This window comes from Flavobacterium sp. Flavsp81 (assembly GCF_059491325.1).
In genome coordinates, this window is sequence record NZ_CP168505.1 from 510,532 (window position 1) to 529,855 (window position 19,324).

The 19,324-nt window shown below is 34.7% G+C and carries 14 protein-coding genes; 4 read left to right on the forward strand and 10 right to left on the reverse strand.

All coding sequences use genetic code 11. The features are described from left to right. The first annotated feature begins 17 nt into the window (after nt 1-17). The 3 genes from bglX (at nt 18) to ACEN92_RS02300 (ending at nt 5,968) form a co-directional block, all read left to right on the forward strand. The gene (gene bglX, locus ACEN92_RS02290) at nt 18-2,318 is read left to right on the forward strand and encodes a beta-glucosidase BglX (protein ID WP_495640751.1); all 2,301 of its coding nucleotides are present in this window, start codon (nt 18-20) and stop codon (nt 2,316-2,318) included. Nucleotides 2,319-2,596: 278 nt separating this feature from the next. Then, the gene (locus ACEN92_RS02295; RefSeq protein WP_495640752.1) at nt 2,597-4,513 is read left to right on the forward strand and encodes a family 43 glycosylhydrolase; all 1,917 of its coding nucleotides are present in this window, start codon (nt 2,597-2,599) and stop codon (nt 4,511-4,513) included. A 66-nt stretch (nt 4,514-4,579) separates the two neighbouring features. Then, nucleotides 4,580-5,968, forward strand: coding sequence for a M20/M25/M40 family metallo-hydrolase (locus ACEN92_RS02300; protein WP_495640753.1), 1,389 nt, complete (start codon nt 4,580-4,582; stop codon nt 5,966-5,968). Between the two features lie 73 nt (nt 5,969-6,041). Here the strand turns inward: ACEN92_RS02300 and ACEN92_RS02305 are convergent, their stop codons facing one another. From ACEN92_RS02305 to ACEN92_RS02325, 5 genes are all read right to left on the reverse strand, one after another. Further along, entirely contained in the window at nt 6,042-6,347 is a 306-nt protein-coding gene (locus tag ACEN92_RS02305; RefSeq protein ID WP_495640754.1) for a hypothetical protein, read from the reverse strand. 246 nt (nt 6,348-6,593) lie between these two features. Next, nucleotides 6,594-6,803, reverse strand: coding sequence for a hypothetical protein (locus tag ACEN92_RS02310; protein WP_495640755.1), 210 nt, complete (start codon nt 6,801-6,803; stop codon nt 6,594-6,596). 84 nt (nt 6,804-6,887) lie between these two features. Beyond that, nucleotides 6,888-7,568, reverse strand: coding sequence for a YiiX family permuted papain-like enzyme (locus tag ACEN92_RS02315; protein ID WP_495640756.1), 681 nt, complete (start codon nt 7,566-7,568; stop codon nt 6,888-6,890). A gap of 192 nt (nt 7,569-7,760) precedes the next feature. Beyond that, the gene (locus tag ACEN92_RS02320; RefSeq protein ID WP_495640757.1) at nt 7,761-8,252 is read right to left on the reverse strand and encodes a TlpA family protein disulfide reductase; all 492 of its coding nucleotides are present in this window, start codon (nt 8,250-8,252) and stop codon (nt 7,761-7,763) included. Between the two features lie 253 nt (nt 8,253-8,505). Continuing rightward, a complete protein-coding gene (locus ACEN92_RS02325; protein ID WP_495640758.1) occupies nt 8,506-11,136 on the reverse strand; it encodes a glycoside hydrolase family 3 C-terminal domain-containing protein in 2,631 nt (876 codons plus the stop codon). 178 nt (nt 11,137-11,314) lie between these two features. Here ACEN92_RS02325 and ACEN92_RS02330 point away from each other — a divergent pair, with 178 nt between their 5' ends. Next, entirely contained in the window at nt 11,315-12,352 is a 1,038-nt protein-coding gene (locus ACEN92_RS02330; protein WP_495640759.1) for a LacI family DNA-binding transcriptional regulator, read from the forward strand. 227 nt (nt 12,353-12,579) lie between these two features. Here the strand turns inward: ACEN92_RS02330 and ACEN92_RS02335 are convergent, their stop codons facing one another. From ACEN92_RS02335 to ACEN92_RS02355, 5 genes are all read right to left on the reverse strand, one after another. Next, nucleotides 12,580-13,587, reverse strand: coding sequence for an FAD:protein FMN transferase (locus tag ACEN92_RS02335; RefSeq protein WP_495640760.1), 1,008 nt, complete (start codon nt 13,585-13,587; stop codon nt 12,580-12,582). A 12-nt stretch (nt 13,588-13,599) separates the two neighbouring features. Beyond that, nucleotides 13,600-15,783, reverse strand: coding sequence for a PepSY domain-containing protein (locus tag ACEN92_RS02340; RefSeq protein ID WP_495640761.1), 2,184 nt, complete (start codon nt 15,781-15,783; stop codon nt 13,600-13,602). Between the two features lie 27 nt (nt 15,784-15,810). Next, on the reverse strand, nt 15,811-16,293 hold the full coding sequence (locus ACEN92_RS02345; protein ID WP_495640762.1) for a DUF2271 domain-containing protein: 483 nt from the start codon (nt 16,291-16,293) through the stop codon (nt 15,811-15,813). Between the two features lie 61 nt (nt 16,294-16,354). Then, a complete protein-coding gene (locus ACEN92_RS02350) occupies nt 16,355-17,863 on the reverse strand; it encodes an ankyrin repeat domain-containing protein (protein ID WP_495640763.1) in 1,509 nt (502 codons plus the stop codon). A 435-nt stretch (nt 17,864-18,298) separates the two neighbouring features. Continuing rightward, nucleotides 18,299-19,270, reverse strand: a complete 972-nt coding sequence (locus ACEN92_RS02355) for a hypothetical protein (protein ID WP_495640764.1) — start codon at nt 19,268-19,270, stop codon at nt 18,299-18,301. Nucleotides 19,271-19,324 lie beyond the last annotated feature (54 nt).

The window sequence follows — 19,324 nt, forward strand, 5'->3', positions numbered from 1 at the left end:
GAATAATATTATCTAATATGAGAAAGAAATTAATCATACTTTTTTTAGGCTGTACTGTTTTGGGTTTTGCTCAAAAGAAGGATTCTAAAAATGGTGTAAAAATTAAACCAAAAGCCGAATTTGTTGCCGAATTATTGTCTAAAATGACTTTAGATGAGAAATTGGGCCAATTGAATTTACCTACATCAGGCGATATTACAACAGGACAGGCAAACAGCTCAAATGTTGCAAAAAATATTGCAGAAGGTAAAGTGGGAGGTTTATTCAATATAAAATCAGTTCAAAAAATTAAGGAAGTACAAAAGATTGCTGTTGAAAAAAGCCGTTTAAAAATTCCATTGATTTTTGGAATGGATGTTATTCACGGCTACGAAACAACATTCCCGATTCCGTTAGGATTATCTTGTACCTGGGATATGAATTTGATCGAAAGGAGTGCCCAGATTGCGGCTCAGGAAGCAAGTGCCGACGGTATCAACTGGACATTTTCTCCAATGGTTGATATTTCCCGTGATCCTCGCTGGGGGAGAGTTTCTGAAGGTTCAGGAGAAGATCCGTATTTAGGAAGCCAGATTGCAAAAGCAATGGTAAATGGATATCAGCAGCATGATCTTTCAAAAAACAATTCGATTATGGCCTGTGTAAAACATTTCGCTTTATATGGTGCGCCCGAAGCAGGACGTGATTATAATACAGTCGATATGAGCCATATCAGAATGTTCAATGATTATTTTCCTCCATACAAAGCTGCTGTAGATGCAGGCGTAGGATCAGTTATGGCTTCTTTCAACGAAGTTGACGGAATTCCTGCAACTGGAAACAAATGGTTAATGACTTATGTTTTAAGAAAACAATGGGGTTTTAAAGGTTTTGTAGTGACTGATTTTACAGGAATTCCGGAAATGATCGAACATGGAATGGGTAATTTACAAGATGTGTCTGCCCTAGCTTTAAATGCCGGAGTTGAAATGGATATGGTAGGAGAAGGTTTCCTGGGTACTTTGAAAAAATCTCTGGAGGAGAAAAAAATAACCATTGAGCAGATTGATAATGCTGTCAGACTTATTTTAGAAGCAAAATATGATTTAGGTTTGTTTCAGGATCCATACAAATATTGTGATGAAAAAAGAGCTAAAACAGAAATCTTCACAGCAGGCAGCAGGAAAGAAGCAAGAACGATTGCAGCACAGTCATTGGTTTTATTAAAAAATAAAAATCAGTTATTACCTCTTAAAAAATCCGGAACTATCGCACTTATCGGGCCATTGGCAGATGCCAAAAACAATATGTCAGGAACCTGGAGTGTAGCCACGATTGGTGATAAATGTATTTCATTATTACAAGGAATTCAGGAAGCAGGCGGAAAATCAACTAAAGTACTTTATGCAAAAGGAAGCAATTTAGATTACGATGAAACTTTTGAAACCAACGCAACAATGTTTGGTAAAACCTTAAATCGTGATCCTCATTCAAAAGAAGAATTAATTGCCGAAGCCTTAAAAATTGCCAATCAATCGGATGTAATTGTGGCAGCACTTGGAGAATCTGCAGAAATGAGCGGAGAATCCAGCAGCCGTACGAACTTAGAAATTCCACAAGCGCAAAAAGATTTATTACAGGCATTACTTAAGACAGGAAAACCGGTTGTTTTAGTATTATTTGATGGCCGTCCTTTAGTTTTAAAGGAAGAAACAGCAACTGTTCCGGCTATTTTAAATGTCTGGTTTGCAGGAAGTGAAGCAGGTTACGCTATTGCTGATGTTTTATTTGGAGATGTTAATCCTTCAGGAAAATTGACAACAACTTTTCCGAGAAGTATAGGGCAGATACCGATTTATTATGCACACAAAAATACAGGAAGACCGCTTTCCAATGCAGAAGGCAAATTCGAAAAATTCAGGTCAAATTATTTAGATGAGAGAAACGAGCCATTATTCCCTTTTGGTTTCGGATTGAGTTACACCACTTTTGATTATTCAAATTTGAAAATTTCATCTGATAAAATGAACTTCAACGGGAAAATAAATGTGACTGTTGATATTACAAATACAGGGAATTTTGATGGAAAAGAAACGGTTCAGTTATACATTAGGGATTTAGTCGGATCAGTTACAAGACCGGTTAGGGAATTGAAAGGTTTCCAAAAAATAACGCTAAAAAAAGGAGAAAAGCAAACAGTGACTTTCGAAATCACGGTTGAAGATTTAAAATTTTATAATTCTGATTTACAATTCGTAGCAGAACCAGGGCAGTTTGATGTTTTTGTTGGAACAAATTCAAATGCCGATAAGAAAATTAGTTTTGAGTTAACTAAATAAGTGGTTTGTTGATTGGTAATTGCCCTTCGTACTGGTTATACGAAGGGCTTTTTTATAAGCTTGAAACTCTAAAATGTTAAGTTATGCATTTTTTTGTCATTTCGACAAAGGAGAAATCACACAAGAAGAGAATGCACTGTAATAGAATATTGGATGCGATTTACTTCGTCTGTTCGCTAACGCTTGAGTCTCCTTCGTCGAAATGACAAGATTGGGGAGATTACTATTGAATAATAAATTTTAAAGTGAAACAGCGTCTTATGATACTATTAAAAAAAATGAAAAAAGCATATTCAATTCTGCTTTTACTGTTACTGATTGGTTTTAATTTTAAGGCACCAGCACAGAATAAACATGGAAAAACAGAATGGTTTGACCCTGACAAACCGGCAACAACGTATTGTAATCCAATCAATATTGGGTACAATTATACGACTTACAATCATAACGGTATCCCTGAATCCCGACGTTCTAGTGCTGATCCTGTAATTATTACTTATAAAGGGGAGTATTATTTGTTTGCAACCAATCAGGCCGGATATTTTTGGAGCAAGGATATGTCTGACTGGAAATTTATTTACGGAAGCTTTCAGAGAAAACCGGCAGATGATGACCAATGCGCACCAACTGCCTGGGTTGTAAACGATACTTTATTTTATGTAGGCTCAACATGGAAAAAAGATCATCCGGTTTGGAAAACTGCTGATCCAAAATCCGGCAGGTGGACGAGGCATGTAGATGTTGCCATGCTCCCAACCTGGGACCCTGCTATTTTTCAGGACGATGATAAAAAAGTTTACATGTATTACGGTTCAAGCGGAAAGTTACCGCTTGTTGGTGTTGAGGTAGATTATAAAACATGGCTTCCCAAAGGAAATCAGGCAGATTATGCAAAATTGTATGTCGCAACCGAAGTTGAAGATATTCAGAAACCTTATGGCGAAGCAAAAGCGGTTGCAGGCTTGGATCCTGCAGCACACGGCTGGGAACGTTTTGGACCTAACAATGATATGGAGCCTGCGCCTTGGGGAAATTTTATTGAAGGTGCCTGGATGACAAAACACAACGGAAAATATTATATGCAATACGGCGCTCCGGCTACAGAATTTAAAGGCTATGCGAATGGTGTTCATGTCGGCGATAGCCCGCTGGGGCCTTTCACATACCAAAAACACAATCCAATGTCGTATAAACCGGGAGGATTTGTAATTGGTGCCGGACACGGAAATACTTTCGCAGATAATTATGGTAATTACTGGAATACAGGAACCTGTAAAATTTCTATAAAAGACCGTTTTGAACGTCGTATTGATATGTTCCCGGCAGGATTTGATAAGGATGATGTTATGTATTCTATTACTTCTTACGGTGATTTCCCTATTATGCTTCCAACAAGTCAACGCGATCAGACTAAGGGAGCTTCTTCAGGCTGGATGTTACTTTCGTATAAAAAACCGGTAACAGTTTCTTCTTCTGAGGAATGTAAGGATGTCGAAACACACAGAATGGATAACGGAAGCAAAAAAGTCTACGAAAAAATCTGTTATGATGCTTCGAATTTAACGGATGAAAATATTCAGACCTATTGGTCAGCAACAACAGATAAACCAAGCGAATGGCTACAGCTTGATTTAGGTAGAAAGATGGAAATTAGGGCGCTGCAAATCAATTATGCAGATCATAAAGCAACGCAATACAATAAAGCAATGGATATTTATTACCAATATAAAATCTTCATGTCTGATGATGCTGTAAATTGGAAACTGGTAATTGATAAATCCCAAAATGATAAAGATGTTCCCCACGATTATGTAGAATTAACAAAACCAATTGAGACTCGTTACATTAAGATGGTAAATATTCATAATGCATCCGGATTATTTGCAGTTTCAGATTTCAGGGTTTTTGGAAACGGATTAGCAGAAAAACCAAAATTTGTTTCTGATTTTAAAGTTAACAGAAATAAATCTGATTCGCGTAACGCCATTATTTCGTGGAAAAAACAAACTGATGCCATAGGCTATAATATTTATTACGGAATTGCTCCGGATAAATTATATAACAGTATTATGGTTTATGGAGATAACTCGTATGATTTTAGGGGTTTGGACAAAGGCACAAAATATTATTTTGTGATTGAAGCTTTTAATGAAAATGGTATTGGAGAAAAAACAGAAATCAAAAGGGTTGATTAATTAATTTTTAAAAAATTACTATCTTGCGGTTTCATTTTTAGGAAAACCTCAAATACTTTATTTTCTATGAAAAAAACAATTCTTTTAACTGCTTTAATTTTAAGCGGATTGACATCTTTTGCACAATCAAATGATGAAAAAAACATTAAACTGTTTTATAAAAAAGCATTAACTGATTCTAAATGTTATACATGGTTAGAATATCTGTCTAATGATATCGGAAGCCGTTTATCGGGTTCTGACAATGCAGCAAAGGCTGTTCAGTATTGTAAAACGCAATTAGAGACTTTAGGTCTTGATAAAGTATATTTACAAGAAGTTATGGTACCTCATTGGGTGCGTGGTGAAAAAGAGACAGCCTACATTTTAGACAATAAAACGAAAACAGTTGTTCCGATTTGTGCTTTAGGCGGTTCTGTTTCAACTCCAAAGACAGGCCTTACCGCTGAGGTTATCGAAGTTAAGGGAATTAAAGAACTGAATGAATTAGGAGAGAAGGTAAAAGGCAAAATAGTGTTTTTTAACAGACCGATGGATCCTGAAAATATTGAAACTTTTAAATCTTACGGTGCTTGTGTAGATCAAAGATTTGATGGTGCAAAAGAAGCTGCTAAGTTTGGAGCTGTAGGAACAATTGTTCGTTCGATGAATTTACGTTTGGATGATTTTCCACATACAGGAGCACAAAGTTATGGTGATTTACCAAAAGAAAAATACATTCCGACTGCAGCTATCAGTACTAATGGTGCTGAATTATTGAGTGAATCCTTAAAAAATAATCCGGCTTTAAAATTTTATTTTAAACAATCCTGCGAGACATTACCTGATGTATTGTCCTACAACGTGATTGGGGAAATTACAGGTAAGGAGCGCCCTGAGAACATTATGGTTGTTGGCGGCCATCTTGATTCATGGGATTTAGCCGATGGTTCTCACGATGATGGAGCAGGGATAGTGCAAAGTATGGAAGTAGTTCGTATTCTTAAAAACTTAAACTACAAACCTAAAAATACAATTCGTGTTGTATTATTTATGAATGAGGAAAACGGTGGAAAAGGCGGAGCTAAATATGAAGAAGTCTCAAAACAAAAAAGCGAAAATCATATTTTTGCTTTAGAGAGTGATTCAGGAGGATTCAGTCCAAGAGGTTTTTCTATTGATGCAGATGATGCAAACCTGAAAAAAATACAGGGATTTAAAGACTTTTTTGAGCCCTATTTAGTTCACAGCTTTACAATTGGGCATAGTGGTTCAGATATTGATCATTTGACTTCCAAAACAATAGTTAAAGCAGGCTTAAAACCGGATTCACAACGTTATTTTGATTATCACCATGCAGCAAACGATAAATTTGATGCCATAAACAAAAGAGAACTTGAACTTGGAGCAGCTACAATGACAACTTTATTGTATTTAATTGACCAGAACGGAATTATTCTTCCAACTTCTAATTAAGTTTTAAATAAAAAATCTAAAAAGCTATGAGTTTGTACTTATAGCTTTTTTTTATGATTAAATTTTTTTAAAATCAGTGCTTCATAATAATAGTATAATACAAGAGTGCTGTAGGAATATTTGATAGCAATATCAGTATTTTAAGACCTATGTCTTTTCGTTGTTCATACCGTCTTATAAAATTATCTATCAAATGAAACAGCATTACAGCATTCAGAAATACGATTGAAACAACAAACGGGGAAGCAATAACCAAAATGTTAGGACTTTCGTTTGAAATCATATAAAATGCAAATAAAACGGTACTAATGATAAGAGTTCCAACTGCCAATTCAATAGATCGAATTTCTTCAAAAAGTTTGCTGTCGATAGTTTTCATAAGTTTAAATTTTAAAGGTTTTTTGAATAGTCTCAATAGACATAAAAAGCATATTTGAAAAATTCAGATAATAAAAAGAATGTGCGTGACGGCCTCTTTTGTATTGCTGAGCAAAGTACCCGATATGTTTAGGGTAAAACAGTGTACCGGATAATATGACTAAAAACAGATACAAGCTTTTTTTTCCATTTCCCAAAAGATAATACTGCATTCCGATTTCTTCACGAACAGAAATACCTGTATCCGTTAAACATGAATGATGTCATGATCTTCCAGTTTGGGCTGTATATCAAAATGATTTTTATAAAGAAAGTTCCCTAAACCAAGTCCCAGACTACCTTCGGAATAATCCAGAAGTTTTGATTTGTCAATTTCCCAAGGCTTATTTCTTTTAAAGTATTTTTGATAAGGCTGTTTGGTATACTCGTACATTTTCTCGATAATATGGTCTTTCATTGTTTGTTAGTTAAAAGTTCTTTGAATTTCAAAGTAAATTAATAAATAAAAAAGCTAACTGAGTTTTGAATTAGCTTTTATGATTTAATAGTTATCAAATACGGTTATTAATAATTTAGAATCAGCCAGATTAGAAGGGGAGACTACTTTTTCGTTAAGCGGAATATCATTTCCGTATCTTTCTTTCAGTATTTTTTGAACCCTTTTATCCTTCAAATTAAAATCTTTCAGTTCCTGAAGATCACATAATTCTGTATTGGCCCCATTTTTATATATTTTCCAGATTAATTCCGAGCAATAGATTCTGTTATCAGTCCATTCAAAATAGGCATCATATTGCTTACCTATGAATTGATTGCCGTAAGCCTTCATTTTTTTAAGTGTTTCTGCGTTCAAAATAGTGGCAGCATTTTTTAATCTTTTCACTACATATTTGCTGTCTCTTCCGTGTTTTATCCAATCTTCTAAAGGGGTAACTTTTACAGGCTGAACAGCTTCAAGAACCAATTGCTTTCCATCATCTGTAAAGAAAATTATTCCGCAATGGGAAAACTTCGATTTAGTCGCAATCCTTACGGCCTCACACTGACTTGATTCAGAGGTTTGAAAAATAATATCGCCATCCTGAATTTTACCTGAAGCACTATTTTCCGATTTTGTTTTCGAAAACGAATTTATCGGAAAAACCAGCATGGTAACATATAAGGCACAAGCAAAACTTATTAAAAAAGTTATCCCGAGAAATATGTATTTTGTCTTTTTCATTTTAAATATTTAACGGTACAATTAAAGTACTTTGAGATACAAAGTAAATAATAAAAAAAATAGCCGCCAAATAAAATGACAGCTATTTTTAGAAATATAAAATAAAAGTGGTTTTAGGTTTTAAAAATCCTCTAACAGAGCATAATTACTGAAAGAAGAAAAAGTTTTGTGAATCTTTAAAATTATTAAAGATTAATTAGCAGCCAATTCTTTTACTAATTGACTTAGCTGACTGCCATGAATATTTTTTGCAAGGATAATTCCGTTTTTGTCAAGCAGGAAGTTATAAGGCAAAGCTTGTATCATATAATCTGTAGCAGCCTGAGAACTCCAGTATTTTAAATCGCTTACCTGTGCCCATGGGAGTTTTAGCTTTGTTATCATTCCTGTCCATGCCGGCTTTTTTGTATCAAGGGAAACTCCGTAAATTGAAAATTTTTCAGGATAAGTATTGTATAATTTTAAAAGCTCCGGTTGTTCTTTAATACAGGGACCACACCAGGTAGCCCAAAAGTCAACTAATACTATTGAGCCTCTTAAGGATGAAAGAGCAATATTATTTCCTTTTGTATCCGGAAGATCAATTTCAGGGGCAATATCTCCAATTTCAAGTCCTACAACCTGTGCCTGAATATTATTGGCAAAAAAAGACATAAATAAAACGGCAAAAAATAATTTCTTCATATTCAATAATTAATTTTACAGGATAGTTAATCCCGTCATTTTATATTCGGACAAATATAAATAACAGGATTTAACTTTTTAAATAAAATTAAGTGTTTTGAAAAAAAAAAATTGTGCAAAAAACTTAGTGGAAACCTTTTGAGGTAAAGAGCTTTCGAACTCCGCTCAGGATGACAATGATTTCGGGAAGTAAATAGAAGACTGGAAATCGACAAAGGAAATAGTAATAATCATATTTGTTTTGTTTTCAAATCTAATGAATTTGAATTGTTTTAGTGATTACGTTACTACTTGTTTTATTTGGTTCATCAGGCTGGTTACCTCCAACAGCAATTTCTACCTTTCCATTATATTGCTGATAGTTTCCTTCAGCAGTAACATACGAAAGATCTTCCGGCGAAAGTGTAAATGTTATTGTTTTGCTTTCTCCCGATTTTAGGCTGATTCGCTCAAATCCTTTTAAGGTTTTTAAAGGTGCTTTTATTGATAAGTCTTTATTCACAACATACAACTGTACAACTTCCTCACCGGAAACTTTACCGGTATTGGTTATTTTGACGGAAACAGGAACATTTTGACCTTTCACTACTGATGGTGCTATTTTTAAATTATCATATTTAAATGTAGTGTACGAAAGTCCATATCCAAATCCATAAAGAGGCGTTCCTTTAAAATAGCGATACGTCCTGTTATCCATTTTATAATCAACAAAAGGAGATAAATCCGTATCACTTTTATAAAAGGTAACAGGCAATCTTCCGGCAGGGTTATAATCACCAAAAAGAACATCAGCGACAGCGGCCCCGGCAGCCTGACCACCATACCAGGCATTTGCTATTGCCGGAATATTTTCTGCCTCCCACGGAATAGCTATGGCGCTGCCTGTCATCATTACAAAAACAATAGGCTTTCTGGTTGTTTTTAAAGCTTTCATTAGTTCAGTTTGAATTTCAGGGAGTAAAATTGAAGTACGGTCGCCACCTTTGAAACCGGGAAAGTTAACTTTCATTTCCTCACCTTCCAGCTGAGGGGATATTCCGCCAACGAAAACAAAAGCATCAGCATCTTTCATGCGATTAACCAGTGCATTAAAATCAGTTCTTTCATAATTTCCTGTATGTAAGGCTACATTGGCTTTTCCGTCTCCCTGCCAATATTCAATTACCAAATTATAAACGGCATCTTTTTTTGTTTTTAACTGATAGGTTTGACTTCCCCAACGATTTTTATTCCAGGCATTCAAAACTTCTTTTCCATCAACTAAAAAACGGTAACCATCATCTGCAGTAAGTTCAAATGTGAGAGAACCATCCTGTGAAGCTGTAAAATTTGTAGTATAGCGTGCCGAAAAGTTATTGGCTTTGATGTTTTTTGTAACCACTTCGCCTTCCTGCCATAAATTATTGATTTCAGATTCGGTTTGGGTAGTTTCTGGTGCCCCGGAAAGTTCTTTGTTGTTATAATATTCTGCTTTGAAACCTTGTTTCCCTTCAAAAGAGTATTGTTTTTTGACGTCAGAATAGACCAATAAAGTATCATTTGTAAAGTTTACGGCTTTCTCATAAACAACTTCTGTATTGGAGCCGGCTTTTTCTTTAATGCCCTGTAATACTGTGGTTAGTTTAGAAGGAGTACCATTGTAATTTCCTAAAATAGCGATATCATTATCTGCATTAGGCCCCAATACAACAATCTTTTTCAGCTTTTTACTTAAGGGTAAAGTTTTATTTTCATTTCGAAGTAAAACTATTGATTGCCTTGCCATTTTTAGGGCATGTGCCTTATGCTCATCATTTTCTAAAACAGAAGCAGGAGTCTGAGCATACTTTACCATTTCAACAGGATCAAACATCCCTAATCTGAACCGAATCATAAAAAGGCGTTTTACGGAAATGTCAATTTGTTTCTCGCTAATTTTTCCATCTTTAACAGCTTTTACCAAAGCTTTGTAGGCGTCAGTTCCGCAATCAATGTCAGTTCCGTGAAATACAGCATCAGCAGAAGCAGATTCCGCATCAGGATGTGTTTTATGATTTTTAAAGAAATCATCAATCGCCCAACAATCAGACGTTACATAACCATCAAACTTCCATTGATTTCTCAAAATATCAGTCATCAGGATATCACTGGCACAACAAGGCTGGGTTCTAAAAGCATTATAAGCGCACATAACGCCTGCAACTTTCGATTGGGTGACTAATTTTTGAAAAGCGGGAAGATAAGTATCCCAAAGTTCGTAAGGAGTTACATCTACATCAAATGTATGCCGCAGAGGTTCAGGCCCGCTATGAACGGCGTAATGTTTGGCACAGGCAGCTGCTTTAAGATACTTGGGATCATCTCCCTGTAAACCTTTTACAAATGAATCTCCTAAAACGCCGGTTAAATAAGGATCTTCACCATAAGTTTCCTGTCCGCGTCCCCAACGTGGATCACGAAAAATATTGATATTAGGTGTCCAATAGGTAAGGCCGAGATAACGTTCGTTTGTACGTCCTGATTCAACTGCCATATTATAAATGGCTCTCCCTTCAAGTGCTGAGTAATCTGCCATTTTAAAAAGTGAATTTTTATCAAAAGTTGCAGCCATTGCTATTGCCTGCGGATATACAGTTACTTTAAACGGAGTCCTTGCAACGCCGTGAAGCGTTTCATTCCACCAGTCATAAGCAGGAATGTCAAGCCTTGGAATAGCAGGGGATGAATTAAGCATTTGTGATACTTTTTCCTCAAGCGTCAGCCGGCTTACAAGATCATCAACTCTTTTTTCGAAACTTAAATCAGGATGCTGAAAAATAAATTCCTTCTGGTTTTTTTGTGCAGTCGAATGTATTGCTAAAAGTATAAATAGGAAAGTCTGAAAAACTAAGCGTATTGATTTCATATATTTTGACTTGTTTTATAAATGAGATTAGAATTTTTAAATTTAAAAATAAAAAACAACCGATTGCGAAAAAATGAATATTTTTTTTGCCTGAATAGTTTTTATCAAATCAACGATAACCTTTTTGAAGATTATCTTGTTGGAAAAATAGTTATATTTACTTCCTTATTATTTATTGATGGAAGAGAATAAACATGTAACAATATATGATATTGCCGAAAGATTAAATCTGGCGACTTCAACAATTTCGAGAGCTTTAAAAGATCATCATACCATTAGTGATAAAACGATCAAAAAGGTAAAAAAGACTGCCGAAGAAATGGGTTTTGTGCCAAATACTTTAGCGGCAGGCCTGAGAGGGAACAAAACCAAAACTATTGGTGTTTTGATACCAACGGTTACACAGCCCTTTTTATCATCTTTAATTAGCGGTATTGAAATAACGGCTCAGAAATCAGGCTATACCGTAATTATTATGCAATCGCATGATTCTTATGATGAAGAAGTTAATATGGCCAAATCATTGTATAGTAATCGCGTAAGCGGTGTAATTTGTTCGCTGGCAATGGAAACCAGGGATACCTCACATTTTCTGCAATTTTATAATAATAATATCCCTCTTGTTTTCGTTGACAGGGTTCCTAAGGATTTTAATACTTTCAGAGTAATCATCGACAATTATTCCGCAGGTTATAAAGCTACAAAACATCTTATTGAGCAGGGATGTAAGCGTATTGCTCATTTAACAGCGGGATCTGAATTTGGTAATTTATATAATGAAAGAAAAAGAGGTTATATCGAAGCGCTGAGAGATCATAATTTGCCTTTGGATGAAGAACTGATAGTAAATTTAAAATCGGTTACTTATGAAGAAGGGGTAAAGGCAAGTAATAAATTGTTTGATCTGAACCCAATTCCGGATGGTATTTTTGCTTCCGGAGATATTATTGCTGTCAGTGCTGTCCAAACGGCTAAAAAAAGAGGAATAAAAGTACCGGATGATGTTGCTGTTATTGGTTTTAATAATGACCCTATTTCTCAAATCATTGATCCTAATTTGTCTACGATAACCCATCCTGCAGAAAAAATGGGCAAGGCAGCTTCCGAAATTATTATTAAAAACCTAAAATCTTCTAAAAGAGATGAGGTAAAAGAAATTACTTTCTTAAATACTGAGGTTTTGGTACGTGAATCTTCGAACAGGAATAAATTATAAGCTTATTAATATTAACTTGTTGGTGGGTTAAATCTAACACATAGAAATATAGATTTATGTGTTGAAAAAAAGAATACAAAAAGAAATACTTCTTTCACATAGATAGCTTTGTGTATTTTAAATAAGTGAAATGCCTATTTTAAGTTTACAAAATCTATGTTTCCAGCCCGCACTGAGCGGAGTCGAAGTGTGTTAAAAATAATGACACATAATTGGTACAGTTAATTTTATTTCAATTTAGAATCAAATTGACTGATTTTGAAGTTTTTTGATTTAATTATTTTGCCCCCATCCGTAATTATTATACAGCTATAATCAGAGTATATATTAATTAAATCCATTCCGGCTTTTCTTCCCATAACCATTAAAGAAGTACTGAATCCATTGGCAATTTCAGCTTTTGGACCAAAAACGGTTACGCTGCAAAGCCCTGTTGCCGGGTATCCTGTTGCCGGATTGATAATGTGCGAATATCGTTTACCATTAAATTCAACAAATTTCTCATAACTGCCGGATGTTGTTACGGCACCTTCATTTAATGGAACTACAGCAAAAACTTCATCAGGACTAAAAGGATTTGTAATACCAATATTCCAGTCGGTACCATCAATTTGTTTTCCCCAGGTTGTCATATCTCCGGAAGCGTTGACTATTCCTGACTTTATTCCTTTAGCCTGCATGATACCCCGGCATCTGTCAGTTGCATATCCTTCTCCCAAAGCTCCAAAGCCAATTTTCATTCCTTTTAGTTTTAAGAAAATAGTAGACTGAACACTGTCTAAAATGATGTTTTTATAACCAACTTTCTCTACCGATTTTTTTATGGCTGCCGCCGAAGGCATCTCGGTCATGGAACCATCAAATTTCCAAATTTTATCCATTGCGGCAAAACTGATGTCGAAAGCTCCATTGGTTAGTTGTGATAATTTTATTGCTCTTTGAGTTAATTCAAAAACTTCACGATCAACTTTTATGGGTTTTATTCCGGCATTTTGATTCAATTCAGAAATCTGTGAATCCGGTTTCCAGTCTGAAATAAGATTTTCGATTCGGCTGATTTCTGCAATAACTTCGTTAATATTTTGTTCAGCAGTCAGGGAATCATTGGCGACGATGCTAATATCAAAACGCCCTCCCATTAGTAAAGTAGTTCTTTTGCGCAAAACCTGTGAGTGTCCTGAAATACTCAGGAAAAATATAAAAAGGAACAAAATTTTATAAGGAGACAGCTTCATTGGTATAAATTATTAATAGCAATCAGTTAATAATTGCCCGTTTTTCTTATAATCATAAAGATTTTTAATGCTGTTGACAAGACACAAATCGTTCAAAATTACTTCTACATCTTTTTGCATGGCAAGCGAACCGCAAATCATAATAACACCTCCCTGTTGTAATAAATCGACGAAAAAAACTGCATTCTGTTTTATCAAATCCATCACGTACATATGTTCCGCTTCGCGCGAAAGAGCCAGATGAAAACTTGTGAGTTTTTGTTTCTGAATCATTTCACCTGAAAACTTTTTATAACCGGAAACGGTTTCGGTTTCCATTCTAAAACCGCTGTACAAATGAGTTTCTGTTTTTTTATTATTTTGTTCAATCATTCCAAGAAAAGGAGCAATTCCGGTTCCGTTTGAAATTAGAGCCACTTTTGAAGCTTTGGCAGGAAAGTGAAAAGCCTTATTATTAATGATTCGGGCTTTAATGGTATTTCCTGCTTCAAGATTATTTAAAAATCCTGAGCCTAATCCATTGGGATGGAGTTTTACAACCAATTGTATGTTTCCCGAATGTTTTCCGATAGAGTAGAGGCGTTCCCGGGAATCGTTTGCGGGATAAATAGCCAGTAAATCGCCAGAAGCAAATTTCGTTCTCGCACTGGCTCGCAATGTTACTATAAAAGTATGTTCCGTTTCAGAAAGTGCAGTTTTATCTAAAACCATTAGTTTTTGTAAACCTTTAGGAACATGATTGTATAAAGATGGAGTAGTGGCTAATGGAATTCCGGTTTCAGCACTCCATAATTTTACCCAGTTTACAAATTCAACAGCCGATTTATCATTAACCGTTTGTAAATCTAAAAAGCGTTCTGCCCAGTTTTTATTTCCTAAAAGCTGATCAATTTCAATTGCAAATCCACAAAAAGAGGGATATGATTTTGAACCAAAACCTACTATCGAAAACTTGATTTTCTGTTGTTGCGTCTGATTTTGCAAAAGCACTTTAAATTTATTTCCGTTTGAAGGAGCATCCCCCAAACCGTGTGTCGATGAAAATACAATTATATGTTCTGCTTTCGGATAAACAGAAAAACGGTTTAATTCTGTTATAAAAGCTTTGTGTCCCTGATCAATTAATTGTTTAAGAATGGCATTGGCAAATCTAAAAGAGCTTCCGTTTTCAGAGCCTACTAAGAGAATTATACTGCTTTCATTGGCATTGAATTTATTTTTTATACGACTGGATCGTCGTTTTAAAGTCATAGCAAATCCTGAATAAATAAAGAAAAGGATATTGATACAAGCTAAAGCTAAAATTATAGCCCAGACTGGATGTATTCGTCCGGTATGAAGGTCAAGACTCAATGCAGCTAACTGAACGGTGAGGGGAGAACGTTTTTCTGAAATTACAATACCGCTAACCTGATTTACTTCGACTTCACGGTCTTTTAATTCGATAATGTAATATTCTTCAGGGTCATCCGTAAACGGGAATTCTATTTTTTTTACGTCAGAGAGAAGCGTATTTTTAAAGATTGAAGTTTTTTTATCTTCTGCAGAAAGTTCTGTTTTTACGGGCTTAGCTTTTTCCTCACCCATAAAAAAGTTAAATCTTTCGAGTGATAAATAAGTTCCTGTAAGCGCGATAATCAAAATCGGAATTAAGGCTAACCGTCCCAAAACAACATGGTAATACTGGGCAAAATATTCCTTGATTACTTTAGAGAAAAAGTTGCGGATTCCTCTTTGTCTTTTTAAAACAAGTACGAAGCCCGAAATCGAAATCAGAAGTAATAAAAATGAAATTATGCCAACAAAAAACCTTCCGGCTTCATGAAGAAACAAAGAGCGATGAAAACCCGTGATCCAATTAATAAACCCGCTTTTTTTGGAAGGGGTTCCTAAAGTTTTACCGGTTTTTGGATCAATATAAGCGTTGATATCATTTCCGTCCTCATCAATTGCCTGAAGTGTTATAAACTGATTATAATCGATACTCAATTCTGTGATTTCCGGATATGCTTTTTTTAATATTGGCAATGTTTCCCCTAAAGTTATTTTGTCAAAATTTGCTGCTTTGTACGGCAATGTTTTTTCCTGTGCGGCATCGATCGCCAGAATAATTCCGGTTACCGAAGCCAAAAGCAAAAATATTGAAGAGAACAGGGCCAAAGCCAGGTGTGCATAACGCCAGAAAGAAAGAGTCATTGAGTGTATTCTAGAAATGTAATTGTACTATATTTTATTCAGTCTTACATATCGAATGTAACCTTTGCCTTCTGTCTTTTCAGCGATTCCCTGAGTCGTAAGTGGAATTTCTAAATCATTGGCATAATATTTTTGATCTTCAACAGCAGTTTCAAATCGTAATTTATATCCTTTATTAATTTTCGAATCTTCAATTTCAATAGTAGTAATGCTGCGATCACCTCCGGTAACTGAAGCTCCGGTTTTGGCACTGATATTACTTGGTTTTTTAGAGTGAAAGGCATTCCATTCTTTCAGGCTGCTGTACCATTTTTTGTCATCTCCCATTACATAAAGCGTTTTTTCATATTCCCCTTTAGCATTCAGTAATGACACAACAATATAAGCGCCTTCCCCCATATAGTTGGACATTTGCAGCATACATTTATATTTGCTTGTTTGTGCAGTGGCCTGAAAAGATAAAAAGCAGATTAATAGTGTAGTCAGGCTTATTTTAAATATTGATTTCATGTGTAAATTCTATTTGTTTGTAATATGCTGATTTGTTAAGAATGGTGATTCTAGTGTAATATTATTTTAAAAAATCTAATGATACGTTGTTTTTAGCAAAAGACTCATTTTCTTTTGCCAAAGTATAAGCACTCTCATCAAACTCGGTGATAATTTCTTTTTTGGCACCAACAGATAAAAGATATTTCAGGATCGTATCATCTTTAGAAATCATAGCAGCTTTGTGTAAAGCGGTTAAACCATCTTTATTCTTAGCGTTGATATCGATGTTTAAATCGGCAATTTTTTTGAGTAAGGCTAAATCATTTTTGATAATACTTAAATGGTATAAGGTATTCCCGTCTTTTTGAGGAGCAGCTAAGTTTAATCCTTTTTCCTGCAATAATTTTATTTTAGCAGCAAAAGGATCTTGTTTTGCGTTAGCTCCTTCCGGACCACGTTCCATTTGTGGACGATATGATTGTATCAAATAAAAACCCGGATTGTTTCCTTCCTTGTCCAGAACTTTTACATCCGCACCTTTGTTTAAAAGAATTTCAAGAGCATTTGGGGTTCCGGATTTCACAGCAGCTGTCAATGCCGATTCTCCTTTCAGGTTTTGTGCATTGATGTTTTTTACAATTGGCAGTAATTGTTCCAGTGCAGCAGATGTTTCTCTGGAAGACGCTGCGATCATCAAAGGAGTATTTTCTTCATTATCTGCTTTGTTGACATCTGCACCTTTGGCTATAAAGTAATTGATAATTTCAGTTTGATTGGGTTTATTTACCAGAAAATGCAGGACAGTTTGTCCTTCTTTATTGGCTGCTGTCGGTTTCATTTTCAACTCTTCTGTCAGGTATTTATAAGTTCCGAGAGTATTTGTTTCCCTGCGTGATCCCTGGGCTGCAATTACAAGTGCATTATCAGTATATTTTACTCCTTTTTCTAATAGTGTTTTTAAAAGAGTAATATTACCGGTTCTGGCAGCATAATTAAAAGCCGTATTTCCATTATTATCTACATCTTTAAGCGATAATCCTTTTGTGATAAAATAATTGGATAAAGTAAGGTTTTTGTCATACGGTATTGCCATAAGCAATAGGTTTGCACCGTCTTTGTATTTTTTCTTAGGATCTATACCGGCCTTAAAAAAGGCTTCATAAATTTCCGTATTGCTTTGACCGCTGCCGGCAGCTGCTGTAATAGGGAATGCCCCGTGGCTGTCTTCTAAATTAATATCAGAACCTTTGGCTATAAGGTATTTTATGATTTCTACATTTCCTTTTCCTGCTGCCCAGTGAAGATAAATTCGGTTATCGTGAGTTGGTTTATTTACTTCATTACCCGGTTGCTCTAATAAAAATTTAATTGTTTCTGTGGGAGCATCATTATTAATAGCCAAAACGACCACATCAAAAGCATTTGCAGTAGAGGCAGACGGACTGTTGCCTTTAGCTATTTCTGCTTTAACGGTATTCACATCAGGAGTAGTTTTCCAAAAGGATTGTTCTAATAATGTATTTTTTTGCTGGGCATTTGCGAATAAGGAAGCCATTAAGGCAAAGGAAACAAAAAGGTTATTTTTCATAAATTTCATATAAATGTTTTGCCTGGTAGGGATAATGCGCTTGTTAGATGCTTTTGTCCTCAAAAGGTTTAATTTAGCTGTACTTTTTATTTAATTATTTAGAATAAATAAAAATAACGCAAATATAAAAATAAATGTTAGAATACCAATGCTTATTTAGGTTTTAAGGTTTGTAAAACTTATAATTTCTAAGTTAACTTTTAGATGAATTGTTGGCACATATCTTTTAGTACTTAATAATGTTGTTCTTTTAGACAGATACTTTGATAGTAATTATTATTAACCTGAATTTAATTATGTATCGGTTTTTTATTAAATATCTGGCTTTTCTTCCAAAGTCTTTTCTGTAGGCATTGGAGAGCACAAGGAGCGAATATCTCCAAGATTCCAAAATCTTGAGGAATTCAATCGTTTTTATAAATAAGAGTTTTTTTACTATGGATAAGCTAATTTACTGTTGCTACCGGATACCAAATAAACTCGCGCGGGTTTTTTTTCAAGTTTACCAATTCTTTGTTCTAAAGTTGCAACATGTGCCGGATTTAATATTTCAGGACAATTATGAAGTCCAATTGTAACTGTTACTTTAGCTTTAGGATATTTAGCAACTTTTGATGTAACAGTTCCTATTGATTGTTCGATTGCATCATGAATATTTGAGGTATCAACATTTTGTGCATCACCAACACCTTCTTCAGAGAAATAATCTGGTTTTTTTCCTGCATCAACATCTTTGTGATTTTCACCACCGGGAGTCAGCGCATATCTGCTGTTTAGAAATATTGTTTTAGCATCGAAAATTTCCTGAGTTGTATACCATATTTTTGGAGGCATTGTGGATAGATCCCTCTCTTCTCCTTTCTTACCGACTTGTTTGCTTTTCCATGCGGATTCCATTCTTTCACGGAGTTTTACTCTAGTAGCTTCAGAGTTTGATGAATGGATATTTTTTAAATTTTCAATTAATTCATTAATTGCTTCATTCCAGATTTTCAAATTCAGATTTCCATCTTTAGCAGCTCTGGTAACTTCACCATTGTTTAATAATTCAGCTTTTTTTTTATCGATTTCAGGCAACCATGATTTTATAAAATCTTGATTTTGCTTATTTTCTCTTTGCCTATTCACTTCATATCTTGCTTGTCTAATTGTTCTTCTTTCAAACAATCTTTTATTTTGATCTTTTTGCTTTTGATTCCAATTTGCTTTTTTGTTTCTTCTTTTTTGTTGAATGATTTTATCTGATTTTATATCTGAAAAATATGCATTATTTTTTTTGTTTTGTAAAATAGAAGCGGGACGGTTATCTTGTAGTTCTATTGCTTTATTTTGAATGACTGTATTATTCAAACTAGCCGGAATATATTTCGCCTTATTGTTATCTGATTTGTAATAGGAGTGTTCCATTTTTTAAAATTTAGTTATATGGTATAGACAGAAAAAGCTTTAATGCAGTTTTTT